This is a genomic window from Flavobacterium sp. PS2 (assembly GCF_046250155.1).
Lineage (GTDB): Bacteria > Bacteroidota > Bacteroidia > Flavobacteriales > Flavobacteriaceae > Flavobacterium.
On sequence record NZ_CP176426.1, the window covers coordinates 4,082,769 to 4,100,499 of the forward strand.

At 32.4% G+C, this 17,731-nt stretch carries 9 protein-coding genes and 1 tRNA gene; 3 read left to right on the top strand and 7 right to left on the bottom strand.

Annotated features, from left to right (window positions below):
- Positions 1–31 precede the first annotated feature (31 nt).
- The gene (locus tag ACJ6WR_RS18035; RefSeq protein WP_409416027.1) at positions 32–577 is read left to right on the top strand and encodes an exonuclease domain-containing protein; all 546 of its coding nucleotides are present in this window, start codon (positions 32–34) and stop codon (positions 575–577) included.
- A 101-nt stretch (positions 578–678) separates the two neighbouring features.
- On the opposite strand, the gene ACJ6WR_RS18040 is transcribed toward ACJ6WR_RS18035, so the two are convergent.
- Positions 679–3,591, bottom strand: coding sequence for a S8 family serine peptidase (locus ACJ6WR_RS18040; RefSeq protein WP_409416028.1), 2,913 nt, complete (start codon positions 3,589–3,591; stop codon positions 679–681).
- A 613-nt stretch (positions 3,592–4,204) separates the two neighbouring features.
- Between ACJ6WR_RS18040 and ACJ6WR_RS18045 the strand changes: the two genes are divergently transcribed.
- Together ACJ6WR_RS18045 and ACJ6WR_RS18050 are read left to right on the top strand one after the other, a co-directional pair.
- Positions 4,205–4,321, top strand: a tRNA-OTHER gene (locus ACJ6WR_RS18045).
- 246 nt (positions 4,322–4,567) lie between these two features.
- The gene (locus ACJ6WR_RS18050) at positions 4,568–6,808 is read left to right on the top strand and encodes a hypothetical protein (RefSeq protein WP_409416029.1); all 2,241 of its coding nucleotides are present in this window, start codon (positions 4,568–4,570) and stop codon (positions 6,806–6,808) included.
- A gap of 38 nt (positions 6,809–6,846) precedes the next feature.
- Here ACJ6WR_RS18050 and ACJ6WR_RS18055 read toward each other — a convergent pair whose 3' ends face one another.
- The 6 genes from ACJ6WR_RS18055 to ACJ6WR_RS18080 form a co-directional block, all read right to left on the bottom strand.
- Entirely contained in the window at positions 6,847–8,493 is a 1,647-nt protein-coding gene (locus ACJ6WR_RS18055) for an SWIM zinc finger family protein (RefSeq protein ID WP_409416030.1), read from the bottom strand.
- Positions 8,494–8,496: 3 nt separating this feature from the next.
- On the bottom strand, positions 8,497–11,835 hold the full coding sequence (locus ACJ6WR_RS18060; protein WP_409416031.1) for a WGR domain-containing protein: 3,339 nt from the start codon (positions 11,833–11,835) through the stop codon (positions 8,497–8,499).
- An 18-nt stretch (positions 11,836–11,853) separates the two neighbouring features.
- Complete coding sequence (locus tag ACJ6WR_RS18065; protein ID WP_409416032.1) at positions 11,854–13,368, bottom strand: reverse transcriptase family protein; 1,515 nt, start codon at positions 13,366–13,368, stop codon at positions 11,854–11,856.
- A gap of 325 nt (positions 13,369–13,693) precedes the next feature.
- On the bottom strand, positions 13,694–14,743 hold the full coding sequence (locus ACJ6WR_RS18070; RefSeq protein WP_409416033.1) for a proline iminopeptidase-family hydrolase: 1,050 nt from the start codon (positions 14,741–14,743) through the stop codon (positions 13,694–13,696).
- A 231-nt stretch (positions 14,744–14,974) separates the two neighbouring features.
- The gene (locus ACJ6WR_RS18075) at positions 14,975–16,750 is read right to left on the bottom strand and encodes a long-chain fatty acid--CoA ligase (RefSeq protein WP_039113980.1); all 1,776 of its coding nucleotides are present in this window, start codon (positions 16,748–16,750) and stop codon (positions 14,975–14,977) included.
- A gap of 504 nt (positions 16,751–17,254) precedes the next feature.
- Positions 17,255–17,692: a hypothetical protein gene (locus ACJ6WR_RS18080; RefSeq protein ID WP_086894033.1), complete on the bottom strand. Its 438-nt coding sequence runs from the start codon at positions 17,690–17,692 to the stop codon at positions 17,255–17,257.
- Positions 17,693–17,731 lie beyond the last annotated feature (39 nt).

Here is a 17,731-nt window from a genome sequence, read left to right on the forward strand (position 1 = left end):
AAATTGCACGCAACAATTAAAAAAAGAAAAAATGAAAACTACAGATAAAATTATTATCATAGATTTAGAAGCCACATGTTGGCAAGGCGATGTCCCGAAAGGGCAGCAAAATGAGATTATTGAAATTGGATTAGCAGTCTTGGATTCTCAAACGGGAACTATTACTAAAAATCAGGGTATTTTAATAAAACCACAACGCTCCAGCGTGAGTCCGTTTTGTACAGAATTAACCACTATTACTCAGGATTTACTAGATAAAAATGGAGTAAGTTTTGAAGAAGCTATTGAAAAATTAGCAGACGAATATCAACCCGATTTATATACTTGGGCAAGTTACGGTCAGTACGATCTTAATATGCTTATGAAACAATGTAAATCCTTTGGTATTTCATATCCTATGGGAGAGGAGCATATTAATGTAAAAGTTCACTTTGCGGAGAAATTTGGTTTACAAAAGCCAACCGGAATGAATGGTGCTTTGCAGTTATTGAATATTCCGTTAGAAGGAACACATCACCGAGGTGTTGATGATGCAAAGAATATCGCCAAAATTCTACATTGGTGTTTACGTAATTAAAAAGACACTATGCTATGCATTAAATAAGAAAAACCACGAATAGTACATTCGTGGTTTTCCCGTTTAATTGAGTTAATCTAGGTTTATGAATTAATATGAAATTAGTTTTTAATTATTTTCTTGGTAGTAACTGTTCCGTTATTCGATATAAACTGAACAACATATATTCCAGGAATCTGATTGGCTATATTCACACTAAATTCTTTTTTCTTGCTAGTTTTTTCTTGAAAAACAGTAACGTTATGAATGTTAGTTATTCTTAAAGTTCCTTGTTCTTCACTAGTAATACTTATTTTAAATATTCCGTTAGTAGGATTAGGATAAATTGTAATTAGTCGGGATTCGGCAGTTTCAGTTGCTAGAGCGGTATTTGCTTTAGTGTTCGGTTTGCCTTCTCTTACAAGTGCAAAACGTTCTCCACCTTCAAGTTCTCTTTTTATTGCATCTTCCTGAATAAAATCGACTGTGATTTGTTCCTCGGCAGGTAAAACTGTTGCAACTCTAAAATCGAATGATATTGCAAACGTTTCTTCTAAATCGATAGGTAAATTTGCAATTGCTCCTTCTCTGGATTTTATCAGAATTTTATTTTTGCCAATAATCTCAACACCTTTAAAAGAATTATTTGCCTGAGCTCTTTCAAATAGCTTATCATCTAGAGTAGCTTCTATTACTCCGCCTAAATCAAAGAAGTTATTTTTTAATTGCTCATTATAGCCTTTATCTACAAATCTCAGATTTACAGTTTTAGATCTTATACCTCTAACAAATACGGTTGTTGGAGGAACAATATCGGTTGTATTTAAGTTGTAAACACTTAAGTTTTTCCAGGCAATATTATTGTTACTTTTAGTATTTACACCTATACCTACACCAGTTAATTCACCAACCATAGGATCATTAGGAGATTCTATTCTTGCAGCCAGACAAAAATGATGTTGGTCTGTAGGATATATTGCTGGATTTGGCGGATACCAAGGAATCATTACAATAGTATTACCTCCGGCAGGAATAGACGGAATACTTACTTCTCCTATTTCATCTCCATATTTAATAGGGCCAATATTAAAGTTTACGAAATTAGTAGGCCAGGTTAATCCTGAAGAAGCTTTCGCAAAATACAATCTTACTTTTGCAGATGCACTTGTATTTGTACTTCTATTATAGACTCTTATATAAACTCCGTTTGGAGAAGATAATTTAAATTCCGGATTTTGATGTACAAGTCCGGCATCGATGTTTTGTCTTACCCAGATATCATCGCTTATCCACATAGGACCTAAATCAGGGTTAGGTTGTACACCAGTATCGTAAGGTCTGTCTTTTATGTATAAATCGGTAGTAGGCAATGCAATTCCGGTTACGATTACCGAATATTTTTGCAGCGCGTTTACCAATGTTCCTTTATGCGTAATAGTAACAGTATAAATACCAGCCGCTCCATTAATACTAATGCGCTCAAAAGGATCTTTGGTATTATCACCTAATCCATTTGTTGTAGCCGATGTAAGTCTGTAAGGAAAAAAAGTACCAGATCCATTAGTAACTCGTATATCTAAGTCATTAACTAATCTTGCTGTAGCAATATTTGGCGTGCTACCAGAGTAGGCTATACCTGCAGGATCTGTCCATGATATAGAAGCTACAAGAGGATTTATACCATCAGAAACTACTTTAAAACTATAACTAGATCCAGAAGGTAAAGTATGCTCTTGAATAATAGAGTTAGTTCCGTTTTTGGTAATTGTCTCGGCAGCAAACTTTGCGTTTAGTAAACCCCAGCCAAAAATGGCATCAGGACCTGTAGTTCCAGCATCGTCTGCTGTATGTAAAGCCAAACCTTTTAACGTTGCTGCACGCATAAAATTATTTGTAATGTTTTTATAATGTTGCTGTAACAAGAGTAAAGTTCCTGTAACGTTTGGAGCCGCCATAGAAGTTCCTGTAGCATTACCATAACTACTGTTTGTTAATGGTGTAGGTGTCGAAGTAAGTGTAGCTGTAGAATATACGGAAGTTCCGTTTCCTGTTATGTCAGGCTTTATTCTTAAATCATCTGTAGGACCTTGACTACTCGAAGTATTAATAGTTACACTCGTTAATACTCCTGTTGTGCTTATAACGGCATCATTTGCATTGGCAATAACCAGATTATTTTTAGCGGTCGAGAACCCAGTAAGTTTATCATAACCTGCACCTCCCAAAGGGCTTGGATTTGCAGTATTATCTGTCCCGTCATTACCGGCAGATTTTACCTGTAAGTAATATGGAGCATTAAACATAACATTATCCCAATCTCTTGCAACAGTTTGGTAAGATCCAAATTGCCATGGAGCTATTAAAACGGCTCCTGTTGATGGATTTCTTGTGCCCCATCCATAAGAATGATTGGATAATAACATTCCGTTTGTTGAAGCTGTAGTTGCTTCGGGTAAATCACTATTCCATTCATTGGTTCTTGCATTTGCCTGATTTGCCATCCCTTTTGCAGCAGCGACAGATCCAGCAGCGACAATAGTACCTGTAACATGATTTGCATGTTGGCTATTGTTGCCTGCGCCAATCACTGTAACGCCATCGGCAATAGTAACTCTTCCTCCAAACTCATTGTGTGTAGGAAGCGTAGCTCCACCATCCCAAACATAAACAGTCATGGTTTGTCCGTTAAGATTGAGTCCTAAACCACCTCCCGTGTTCAAAAAGTTGGCTCGGGTAGATTTGGCAGCATTTACGTTGTCGGGAGTATAATAAATTGGAGATTTTCCATCCGGACTAATATCCATCAATTCGCTGGTAGTTCCGTCTTTGTTGGTAAAAGATGTGCTCCAACCATTGGTTCTTGCTGTGCTTAAGATTCTTTGTTTTTTTTGCTCAGCTTCAGATCTAAATTTTTGACTTAACGATTCTAATTCAGTTACATTCGAGTTCGCTCGAATTACTTCTATGTCTTTTTGAGTTTGCGAGTAGGTAATTCCGCATACACAAAATAGAGCAATTTTGTATAAATTTTTCATATAGTTTGATTTGGGGGTTAATCACTTTTTTATATTCTATTGTATTCATGAACAGAATAGGGCGGACTTTTGTCATTAATTACTCCTGTAAACTCGTAAAATAACGTTGGTTTCATTTTCATAATTTTCTAGTTTTAAAAGGTTATTAAATAGACTTACTTTAATAATTCAGCTTTCTGTTTTTTTGAGTATACCATTTATTTACAGAAGTTTTTTTTTAAAGCGAATAAAAATAGTTAATTTAATTAAAAAATAATCAGGTATAAATACTTGATTTTTAACTGAGTATGAATTTTTAATAAGAAATATAATAAAGTAATTAAATGGGGAATTTTACTAGTTTTTCAATAAATAAAAAGATGCTTCCGCAAATAAAAATCAGATTTATGAGATAAAATATCTTATCAGGAATAAGAAATTAATACATATTTGAAAAAAAATATTTTAGCTACGCAGAATAACTGCGCACTATAATTTGAATATTTGCTCAAGAAATAAAAAACACGTTCTTTTAAATAAAACAAATACATTAATCAGGTCAAGTCTAAAGTTACTTCAATAACCATTTAAGATATACTTTGACAATTATCGATTAATACATTTATAAAAATATGGGGCAGTAGCTCAGCGGTAGAGCAGGTAGTTTTGAAATTATCCTTAAAAGGTCAATCATAACTTACTTCTCGCATTGTTAACGCCCGTGTCGTGGGTTCGAATCCCACCTGCTCCACAATTATGGTTAATAAAAACTTACTTCAGAAGACAGCCGATTTCGGCTCGAATCCGAACAAGTTTTAAAATTATCATTAATAAAACTGAGGGTCAAGATTAACTTACTTCTGGGGAAACCCACCAAATTGTCACTTTGAACTAGTTAATCCATTATCCTCGAATTTAAGGTCAAGTGTTTCTTACTTCAAAAATCTTTTAGGTAGAACCAGAAACACAATTATCTAAATTTTTAAAAATGAAAAAAATGAAAACACAAGAATTATTAAAAATCAGTTTACGTCAAAACGCAATTTTTATTCCAACAGAATTAATTGCGAATGATGTTAAAAAAATATCAGGAACTACATTGGCTTTAGTAGCTAATGTTTCAAAACTCGGATTCACTTTTTCTGAATCGTTATTACATGCTTTAAATAATGTAAATCCAAATTATAAAATTGATGTTTTAGATATTTTAAAAGAAGTTTTAGGAACCAATAAAAACTGGACTCCTTTGGTTAAAGAATGGAATGTTCCTACCGGAGAATCAGTTATGGATCATGTTGCGACTTTGTTTGCTAATCTTTTTAAATCTAGTAACGGAATCACTTTGCAATGCGGACATATTATTCCTAATGGTACTTTTCCTTTAGAGAGATATAATGGTTGTCCATTTTGTGGAACTCCTTTTGAATTTGGAAAAATTGAAAATTACGGACAAGGGAGTAAACTAAAAGTTTTAGAATTATGGTCGGAAAAAGAACTGAATGATTTCTTTACTTCGTTATTAACATCAAAAACAGCTTTGGACGCTACTCAGGTTGAAAGCTTAAAAACTTCGATTACGTATTTGCCATTGCCAGAAGTTGCTATTGCAATGAAAGAAACTTTGATGCTTGTTATAGACGCATTAATTGAACAAGGCCAAGCCGAAAAAGCAACACAATATTTTAAAACGCCGACAGATATTTTGAGATATTTATGGTACAAGAAAACTAATTTATTGCAAATTATTGATCCAAAAACTATTGTACAAAGAGTGGAGAAAAACAACCAACATTTGGTTCATTTTTTGGATAATAGTGCCCAGTCTAAGCTAACTGCCAAAGAGAATTTAAAACTTAAATACTCTAGAAAAGAATGTTTGATGGTTGCCAATTGGTTAAATAATCTAGAAATGAGTGCCGATGCTGCTTGCGAAATCATGCATCCAAAAAGAGGAATGTGGGTTCGTTTTATACGAGCATTACGTTTACCAGAATATAGCAAAAGAAAAGGCTTTGAAAAATTAGCTGTTTTGTTAGATACGTTCTATAACCAGACTTACGAAGTTTGGCAAGGGAATCTGAATCACTTTCGTTTGAAATTAGATGCAGATAAAACTTTTGCTTTGCTAAAACAACGACCAGGATTATTTGCTCGTTCGTTATTTTCGAATATGCTTTGGTTTGGAGCCGATGAAACGATAGCGCATTTTAATGAAATTATAGATAAAGTACCAGCACGTTTGGTTTTTACTCTGAATATGTACGCTCAAAATTATTTTGATAAAACAATTCAAAGAAGTGTGAAACCATTGGGAGGAACTACTAAAAGAATTGAGCCAAATCGTTTGTTGACATTGTATACCGATGAACAATTGGATGCGATGAAAAATCAAATCGAGGATGTATGTATCTTGGCGATGAAGAAGAGATTTGCTGCTGTTGCAAATGAAAATAAGACAATTTATATAGATCCACAATTGTTTAATATTCCTGTTTCAATAGGAGATAGAAGTGAAAATGTTCAGGATTTACCAGTTGCTTTAATGGGGACACGTTTCCCGATTGAAGGTAACGAAGTGAGATTGTTTATGCAATGGGGTAATGATTTACCAGCGCAACATCTGGATATGGATTTAAGCTGCCATATTGCTTATGAGGATAGTGCAGATATTTGTTCTTTTAGCCGATTAGAAACTACAGGTTGTAAGCATAGTGGAGATATACAAAGGATTCCGAATAAAATAGGTACGGCTGAATATATCAACATTAATATCGACGAATTAGCTAAAGCAAGAGCCAAGTTTGTAACTTTTACTTGTAATGCGTATAGTAACGGAAGCATTACTCCGAATTTAATTGTTGGTTGGATGAATAGTAAACATCCGATGAAAATATCCGAGAAAACAGGAGTTGCTTATGATCCATCATGTGTAGATCATCAGGTTAGAGTAACACAAAATGTTGCTAAAGGACTTGTTTTTGGAGTTTTGGATGTAGCCAAAAGAGAAATCATTTGGTTAGAAATGACTTTTGCAGGTCAGGTTGTACAAAGATTAGATTATAAAGGTGTAAAAGCATTATTATCTAAGCTGAACAGTAAATTAAACATAGGAAGTTTGTTAGTTCTTAAAGCCGAAGCACAAGGTTTGGAAATTGTAGAAACAACAGCTGCCGATGAGGTTTACGATGCAAATTGGGCAATTAATTCGGCTGCAGTTACCCAATTATTAATAGATTAAAACAGAAAACCACGAACATTACATTCGTGGTTTTTACATTATATAGCTTTTTTAGTTTGTAATGCCATTCGGGTTGCTAGAATATGCTCACAAGGTCCTTTTCGTAATTGATTTGATTTGTAAAAAGAACATTCGCAATAACCTTCAATAAGACGGTTGTCCTTGTCTAATACTGCAAGAGTGCTGTAAGTGAGGTTTTTATCATTTACTTTTCCTTTAATTTGCAATTGATCAGCATTTGCAGTCAAAGTTATTTTTACTCTATTTTCGGTTATGTAATTATTAGCAATCTCTTCTTGTGGACTCGCAAAACGTAATGACTTCATGTTTAGAGGTTCTTGAGTTAATTCCCTCACGCGATATACACCTAAATTTAAGTCATAAATTACTCGTCCAGCTTGAGTATATGCAGTTAATGATGCCGAAACTACAGAAGGATCAAGATTTAGTTTTTTAGCTAAATTATCAGACGTATCAAGCCAGTTTTCTTTTAATGCATTGAAGACTTTTTCTTGTGTAAATAAATCTACATTGCTTCTTGGAGCCATTAAATCAAAATTACCTGCAGTGCTCCAATCATTTTTAGTCCATCCAGATAAGCCTAAAGTATAGGACATATCACCTAAGTCGGCAATAAAAAAGGACGGTAAACCTGAACCTAATAAAACTACTTTAAAATTACGTGCTACAGGAATTAGTCTTTCTAAAATTAATAATCGACGTCTTCCCCATATACGGATTGTTTTAGATTCGTTTCCTTGATAAATAGAGCGATGAAATATAATTTCGTCATGCAAAGGTTCAAATATGGCTTTAATAGGTTTGTCTGGTTCTAGTACAAATCGTAAAGCTCTAGGTCCTTTCTTTTCTTTGAAGCGTCGTAAATATTGACACAAGCTAAAAATGTCCATAGGATGTAAATCGAGTACAGTTGCAGGTAAAGTCATTGCAGAACTTACTTGCAGAAATCCTCTAACCCAAGAATCTGGCAAATCTATTTTTACCTCTTTATAGACTTGTTCATTTGTGGTTTTAGCTTCAAAACCTGAAGGATCAATCTTAAATTCGGTTTCTTTATAATTTCTTATTTTTTGGAATTCATTATATAATCCTTCTGAATAATCAATATTTGTTGTACCACATTTAAAGTCACTAATCTCTGTGAATATATTATAATTACAGCTTAATTTTCCATAAGATGATTCATCTTTACTAAAACATTCAAAAAACACTTCATCAGGATGTACAGTAATTACTGGATCTAAGACAAACCAAGCATCTTTATCATTTTTATATAAATAATCAAAATAGGCAGTTTTAGCTTTGTTAAAAGGCCCTAGAATTGTTCTTTTTTCTTTTTGAACAACACTTAGTTCCTCTTTTAATTCCTGAATGCGGGCACGAACATTTTCAATCTGAAATTCGGCCATATATTCGCTAAGCCATAACTTTTCTTGTTCTGCTGCCCATAATTTGTATTCTTCTTTATCCTTTGGAAAAAAACGTAAATCAGAAATTACTACATCATGCAACGCAGAAATTGCTTCTCTAAAAGCGATTTTTTGGTTTAGTTTTCCAACAAAAAAAGTAGGTTCTCGTAAAGTATCTGGCGAAAAACTCATGCCAGTACTATTAGAGGTGTTATTTACAATGGTGCTTCCGCTGTATTTATAATCAAATAACATAACTTAGTTTTTAAGGATTAAATGGGTATGCAATTGCGGGTAAAGCGTTTTTAAATCGGTCAAAATAGAGATACAATTTGCTTTATCTTGTATTGCTACAGTAGCCGAAACTTCGTCGATAATTTGGGTTACAAAAATTGCTGCTTCTTCGTTTTTCTTTCCTTCCTGATGTAAGAATTGATAAATACGCTGTTTAGCAATTCTGGCTTTATGCACTCGGGTTAATACGGAACGGAAATAAAAATCAAGTTCTTTTAGTTTCGCTAGATTATCTGTTGCGTAGGTATTTAGATAATTAGTGACAAAAATCTGAATGTTTACACTAGGATGCTGGCTTAACTTAGTCAAATAGGTTACACCATCATCAGGATTAAAATATCGGGTAATGATTTCTTTTCCAAATTGTTCAACAGCTGGTAATACTGAATCGACAATACTTATGAGGCATTCTAAATCCCAATCGGTTTCATCAAATTCGGTTTTGAAAAAATTAAATGCAAATGCTCTGGTATCATCCCAAGTTGTATCTAATATTGCCAAAGCATTATTTCTTTCGGCTCTAATTCGTTCTTTTCTATCCACAAAATAATTCCAACACCATTGTCTTATGGCAAGGATTTCATGGTTTCCTAAAGAGATAATCTGGCGAATTGTAAAATCGTCTTTACGAGTATATTTTTTCAAAATCTCGTAACCTGTTAATTGACTTTCTCTATAATTAGCGTGAATCAATTTTATAACATCTCTTGGTTGTAATGCAGTATCCCAATGATTGGTTGTTTCTTCAAGAATGAATTTTTTGAAGATAAAATGTGCTCCTTCAAATTTTTCTTTTCGAATCATTGCATAAACTGTATTAGGAAGAGCAATCTCGATTATATCAGAATGGGATTTGCCTAATTGTGTAATGCGCTCCAGAACAGATTCAATAACATCTGAATATTCATTGTTTAATAAATCTAATAAGGATTCACTATTTGCTAATAAATAATCTTCCTGATAGTTATTTAATAACTTAATACCATTTTTTCTAATTTCAGTATTTTCATCCTCTAAAAAGAGACTGATTAACGAAAACGGAATTTCTTTTGAATCTACCGTTTTAGATTTTAGAATTAAAATAGAACTCGCTAACAGATTATTCGTTTTTAAATCAGAAGAAATTAAACGTGCCACAATATCCCAGCTTAGTTGCTCAAGTTGTGGCGTGGCTATTTTTTTAAGTCTGTCGATTGCAAGAGTTGCTAATGCATTGTTTACATCAGACTCTTCAAACGTAAGAAGTTCAACGATTACTTTTCCTGTTATTGCTTTGGCTTTATCTTCACTAAATATAAAACTTTCTAATGTGCTTGTTATCCAATTTCTTAAATCAGGAACTTCATTAAAAATTAGCTTTACAACACATTCAATGTCATTTAGAAAAAGATTTTTGTTTGATAAAATATGATTTTTGGCCCAATTTCTGGCAACTTCAGTTTTAGAATTCAAGACATCGCCAATAAAACCAATCTGATTAGAAAGTGTATTGTTTTTCAGTACTATAGTTTCAAAACCTAAATTATTTGGAATTTTAAAATCACTATTTAGTAAAACCAATATGCTTTTTTCATCAAAACGATCGATGATTATATTAAAGTCATTTCTAGTCTTTAAATTTTGATAAGCAAACTCATGAATGATATTCATTTGCGCTTCCATGATTAGCTGAATGTAAGCTTCGGGAAAAGCATCCCAATGTTCCGGAAATAATTCTAAACGGCTTGTAGAACTTTCTACAATAGTTTTTTGTTCTTCAGGAACGATAAGACTTTGAGTTTTTTTCTCTGTTTCTTTTTTACCAAAAAAAGTTGAAAATGCTTTTTTGGCAACATCTAATACTGAGCTAGAACTTTGGTCTGCAGCAGTATTTTTATTTTCAGTAGTTATTTTACTACTTACTTTAGTTACTTGATTTGAATCGTAATAATAGTTTTTGCTTGAGAATACTTCCTGATTTAAAATGAATTTCATCTTTGGAGTTAAAATTCGCTTTTTGTCATTTCCAAATAAAATGGTTGATAACAAAAGTAAATTAGAACACTCAGGGTAATCTACTACTGTGTAATAATATTTTTTATCGTTGTAATTGTATTGTCCGTAAATGTTTATAGGCGCTCTTTCGGCTTTGCTATAATCTTCTTCTGAATACTTCAATAAAATCGATACCGCAAACTTCAGGTATTTTTTAGAATCCATTTCAGAATCCATTTCGGTTAAAAATCGAAGACTATTTTTCTGGAAATAGAATTTGGTAAAATTAGAGAATGCAATTTTACTATCTTTTCCGCGGAGTTCTTTCCCAATGTTAACCCTTTCATTTATAGCAGTAATAAATTGGGAGTTGTCATATTCACTTTCTAGCGAAACGGTTCTTGTGAACATAGGATTTTCATTCTCAAAACGATAAGCAAGAACTGCAATTGCATCTGCATCGTTTCTTATATGAGCTAGTTTATAAATAGCTCTAATGTGCTTAAAATAAGGAGGTCTAAATGGAACTGCTTCTAGTAAGAAAATAACAATTTCATGTAATTTGCTATCAAATTTTGCAACTAAGTATAAAGCTGTTAGATAATTGATAGAATTATTCTCTAGTTCCTCTTTTAGAAAAATTATTAACGAATCGAAATCTTTTTTATCAATATGATATCGAGCTTCTTGAGGTATTGCCTCTAGAATTGTTGAGATATGTTTTTGTAATTCCTCCTCTTTTAAGATTCCTAGTAATCCCTCATGAGCCAGATTTCTTATATATTCTTTTTGTTTGTTTTGTAAAGCATACGATTTAAAAACTTCTTCTGCAGTATCTGATTTAAGCTTTATTAAAGCCCAAATAGCCGAATAGGTTTGTAAATCATCCCCTTTTGAGGCTAATTTAATGATATAAGGAATCGCTTCTTTAGTATCTAATAAACCCGCTTTCCAAATTACGCGACTGGTTTTCCAAGTTGTACTAAAAGTTTGTTTTCCCATTACAGCATCTTCTAAACGCTGAAGAATAACACCGCTTATAGAATCAGGTTCTACACTTTCTAACGAAGGAAGATCTATTAATGTTTCTATTTCTGAAGCATAACCTTTAGCTTTTTTCTCATTTTCAAGCTTGTCAAAAATGATTTGTGCTTTATCGGCCGAAACGTATTCAGGGGTTTTGGTTCCATCTTTTAAAACGCTTCCTCTTTTTCCATATCTAAAATTGACTACATAATTAGCATCATCAATACTACACAAGTCTATTTCGTATACTTTGTCTGAATTCCCTTCTTTATAGAAAAGTTTAATCTGTTTAATTAATTTCATAATTGAAAAGGGTATTAATTAAAAAATATTCCACCAGTTTTCTGGCTTTTGATCCGTTACTATTTCTTCCACTTCTTCAAGAACGGGAACAACTATTGGAGTTACTTTTTCAGGAATACTTGTTTTTGCTATATTGGGTTGACCGTGTTTCTTTATAATGGTTTTTAAACTTTGTTTAAATGCCGTTCCTTTTTCAGGATTCACCATGTACACATAATTAATATAACCTTCTATGGCATTAATTAGATGAATAGCTTTTCCCCATTGTTGGTCTTTCCATCCATTTTTTTCAATATTATGTAGTAAGGCACGAAATTTTCGTAATTGAATTCTATCTATATTTAGTTTTTTATTTACAACAACTCCAGTAACTTTTTGTTGCATCCCTTTTCGCATTACGTGCACTTTGTCGGGATGAATTATAAAACCTTCAGATTCAATAATTTTTTTAGTATAATATAATAATCGGGAAACATTTTGACTATTTTCTTCAGTAGTCGAAAAACTCATATCGTCTGCATAACGGGTATAGCTAAAATTTAATTTTTTGGCTAACCCATTAATTTTTTTATCCATTTTATAAACAATCATATTACTTATTGCTGGACTTGCAGGAGAACCCTGAGGTAATTTGCGTTCGCCAGATTGTACATAATAAGTAACTCCGTCTAGTGTAGTTTCATTAATCTCGGAGTAGGTGCATAATAAACCTAAAATTGTAGCGAGTTCTTCAGAGTAGCCTATTTTATGAAATAATCCTTTTACTCTTTTATAAGTTACTGTTGGGAAAAAATCTTTTAAATCGATATTAACAACAATGTCTTTATTAATGTGTGGTTGGGCATTGGTTACAATAGAACGCTCTTTTATAAAGCCATGCGCTTCTATTGTATAAGGTATTTTGTGGAGTATGTTTTCTAAAATCCAGGTTTGAACTTCTTTTAGCTTTGGTTTTGGAGCAGATATCTTGCGCTTACCACCTGATTTTTTTTCAAGTTCAAATGTATGATAATGATTGATTTTAGAAACTTTTCTGTTATAAGCAAGATATTGTAATGCTTTTAAGTCTATCTGCATGCTTTTTGCCAATGCCAATGCATCTTCATAAATAGGCAGACTATATTTTTCTAAAAGTGTAGAATCGGTTTCTTTAGCATTTAAACCTCTAGATACAGATTCACCTAAATGTAAAATTTGTTGCTGTTGCAATAATTTCCAATTTTCAGCTTTATCCAGTCTTTTCTTCTCTTGGTTTAATTTGGTTTCAGCTCTTTTTTCTTTAGCAATTTTCATACGTGCTTTACGCATTTCAAGAACCATAGCTTCTTTATTGCTAAACTTTCTGTCTTGTGCTAAAAGATCATTTAATTCCTTCTCAATCTTTGCTTCCTGATTAATTAGAATTTCAGATAGAGTAGGTTCAGATCCTGATTGCCAAAATCCTAAACGTTGCATTTCTTCTAATATGTAGCTATCCTTTGAGGTAGCTTTTATTCTATCATAAATTTGTTGTTTACTAAGCTGTTCAGACATATTACAATCGCTATTTTACATTAAAAAGCCCTATTGTAGCAATAGGGCTTAAAGTTTAAAACCTTCGTATTTTCTAAGGACTATGTCTATCAACTCCCGAGAAAGGGTACTATACGTACAGTTAATCTCGAGGAGGTGGAACCGAAACTGTACGTATAGTACCCTTTCTCATCCATAAGATAGAAGTAGTGCTGAATGTTAAATAATCTTACATCGATGACGAAACATCATCATTTTCTTTATACAAGAAAAGCAAGGTATTTCTTAAACTCAAAACAAACATACTAAAAAACTTTTAATTGAATACTAATAAAATTAAAATAGATTATCCTTTTTTAAAACTCCCGTTATCCACATCTTTAAGGAACTGGATTACACCAGGAAAATAATGTTTAGGGTCATCATATTGAGAAAGATGGCTTCCGTTAGGACAGAATAAAAAGCGCCCGTTTTGTACTTCGTTTGCAATCCATTTCATGTGTTCCGGATCCATAGTATCGTATTTAGAACCAATAGATAAAGTAGGAACTGTAATCGTTTTTAATCTTGATTTAATATCCCAGTTTTTTAATGTAGCATTTCCAGTTATCCCAAATTCACTCGGACCTTGCATATACACATATACGCTTGGGTTAATGTGTTTGAAACATCTGTTTATAGATTCCGGCCATTCCTCTAGAGGCATTCTTAAAATATGTTGTGTGTAATAATTTTTAAAAAGAAGTTCGCTGTATTTAGGATTTTTAAAATCATTTTTGGCTTCAATATCCTGTAATTCTTTTAATACTTTTGGATCCATTTGCGGAGCCAGAACATCTTTGGCATATTTATTATATTCAGGAACACTTGCCATCATGTTTGAGATAATAAGACCTTTTAAGTTTTTTTGATACTTTAGCGCATATTCCATAGCAAGGATTCCGCCCCAAGATTGACCCAAAATATAAAAGTTAGAATTGTCCAAGCCTAATGCAATGCGTACTTGTTCTACTTCTTCTACAAAACGTTCATTTGTCCATAAACTGCTATCGGTAGGTTGGTCGCTATAGTAAGAGCCTAATTGATCGTAATATATGTATTCGATACTTTCGTTAGGGAAATAACCGTCAAAACATTCGTATAACTCATGCGTAAGTCCTGGACCACCATGTAGTAGTAAAACTTTTATAGTGGGATTGTTACCAACGGTTTTTGTCCATACTTTAAAATTTCCTTTGGGAGTAGTAATCGGAATCATTTTTATTCCGCCAGTAAGTTGATCATCACGTTTAGAAAAATCTAGATAATTAGCTTTAACAGGATCTACCTTGGCTTCATCTTTACAACTAGAAAATAATATAATGCTTAAAAAACAAATAATAAATTTTACTCTCATGATTTTTATTTTAGGATTATTCGGAATCTTAAAAATAGATAAATTTATTGAAATTGCTAGCATTGTCTAAAAAATAGAATGCGATCCCGAAGCGTCGGGACGGATTCGCTAACGCGAAAACGCTGATAAAAACGGATTTTTTCTTTTTACAAGTTTTAAAAATCAGTATTTATCAGCGTCTTTACTTTAGTAAATCAGCGTTATCCGCGTTACTTCTTTAGGTAATATATTTTATTCGCCGTAGATTTTCTTATAAAGTGGCGCGTAAATTTCTTTGATTATTTTACGTTTTAGTTTTAAAGTTGGAGTTAATTGTCCGCCATCGATAGACCAAACATCTGGAGTAAGCTCAAAACGTTTGATTTTTTCCCAATGACCAAATTTTTCATTTACAGCTTCAACTTCTTCATCAATACGCTTAATTACTTGAACATTTGTAATGATATCGTTGTTAGAATCTCCTAAAACTATTTTGTGAATTTTAGCCCATTCTTTTACAAATTCAAAGTTTGGTTGGATAAAAGCAGCTGGCATTTTTTCGCCTTCACCAATAACCATTATTTGTTCGATAAAACGAGATTGTTTCATCATGTTCTCAATCATTTGAGGAGCAATATATTTTCCTCCCGAAGTTTTGAACATTTCTTTCTTACGATCCGTAATTTTAAGGAAACCTTCGCTGTCGATTTCACCAATATCTCCTGTATGGAAATATCCATTTTGTAATGCTTCGGCAGTTTTTTCTTCATCTTTGTAGTATCCCATCATAACGTTAGGTCCTTTACAAAGGATTTCTCCATCTTCGGCAATTTTAACTTCTACATTACGAATTACTTTTCCAACAGTTCCAATTTTAAAACCTCTGTTTCTAGTATCGTTTACAGATATTACAGGCGAAGTTTCAGATAAACCGTAACCTTCCATAACTGGTATTCCTGCTGCTGCAAAAACGCGAGTTAATCTTGTTTGTAAAGCGGCACTTCCAGAAACCATTAAATCTATATTACCACCTAAACCTTCTTTCCATTTACTGAAAATTAATTTACGTGCTATTTTTAATTGAAATTCATACCAAAAACCATTTGCTCCGTAAGGCTCATATCTTAAACCTAAATCGATAGCCCAGAAAAATAATTTCTTTTTGATTCCCGTTAATTCAGCTCCTTTAGCATAAATTTTATCATATACTTTTTCAAGAAGTCTAGGAACAGCTGTAATTACATTTGGTCTAACTTCTTTTAAGTTATCGCTTAATTTATCAATTGATTCTCCAAAGTATACCGAAATACCATAATATTGATAAATGTACAATATCATTCTTTCGAAAATATGACAAATAGGAAGGAAGCTTAATGCTACACTATTTCCTGGGTCAAACGGAATTCTTGGAGCACTGTCCAGAACATTAGAAACGATGTTTTTATGCGAAAGCATAACACCTTTAGGACGTCCAGTTGTTCCAGATGTATATATTATCGTAGCAAGATCTTCAGTATCGATACTGTCTTTTCTTGCTTCAACTTCATTCTGATTGCTTTCATCTGCACCTTCGCCTAATACAATAGTCCAGTTTTTGGCTCCAGCGATTTCATCAAAAGTAAAGACATCTTTTAATGTAGGTACATTTTGTTTAATAGCTAATACTTTGTCTAGTACTTCTTTATCAGATACAAAACAATAACTACTACCACTATGGTTTAAAACATATTCGTAATCTTCCTCAGATATAGTAGGGTAAATAGGAACGGTTTGCGCTCCAGTTTGTAAAACTCCAATGTCCATGATATGCCATTCCGTTCTATTTGTAGAAGTGATTAAAGCAATTTTATCATTTTTTTGAACTCCCATACGTAATAACGCGCGAGAAACGGCATTGGCTTTTGCAATATATTCTTCAGTAGAGGTTTTTTCCCAAACACCATTACGTTTGGTTACTAAAGCATCTTTTTTATTATATTTTTCTTTCTGATAATAAGGAAAATCAAAAAGTCTCGTAATTGTAACCATGGCGTTTAGATTGAATTTTACCGCAAATTAATAAAATTTATCGTTAATTTTTATTTTTAATAAATTAAATATGAAAACTTTAATTCTAATTAATATAAATTACGAAATCGATTTCTTTATGCGATATATTTTATTTTATTTATATTGCTAATTAACAATAGGATAATGATATTATTTGTTTGAAAAACTAAATTTAGACATCAGATTTAAAGTACCGCCTTTGTGTTAGTTATGATTAAAGTTTTTTCTGGATTGCTTCTTGTTTTTAGAATAATGCAATTAAATTAAGAAAAAAAGATTACGGATTTTAGATTGCTTCGCCTGTTTTGTCCCAAAATTTCAGGATCAGGTTCGGGTAACGATTTTTGATTGCAGTTATATGAAGCCTCCAAAAAATGACAATCTTTTTTACCAACACCAAATCATAAATCATAAACCTACAATCGTAAATCTACAATCTAAAATCGCTTAATCTTTCTTAATTTTTTAATGATTCAGAAATATTTATTTCTTTACTTCTTCAACATATTCTTTTACTCTCTCTCCAGAAATATACATTTTCTTTTTCTTAAAATGAATAGAGAATTGCGCGTAAATCCATTCGCTGTCTTCTTTATCATTTGTTTTGTACCAAAGAGAATATGAAGCACTATCAAATCCTTCTTTAAATATAGGGATTCCAATTTCAGAACATTCAAATCCCCAAGTAATGTTTTTCTTGGTAAGATCTTCATATTGATAAATTCCGGTTCCATTTGCATTTAACTGAACAATTGGTTCCGTTTTTCCATCATATAAATAAATTCCGTTTACAGGATAAGAGATTGTAGTAGTAATGAAACGTTCTTGATTTTTAGCTGTAATTTTTTCAGTTTTAATTTGAGAATATACGTTTGTTAAACAAAGAAAAAGTGTGATAAAAAGTAGGTTTTTAACTTTCATTAATATGGTATTTAGGGATTAATTTTATTTGTTTTTGGG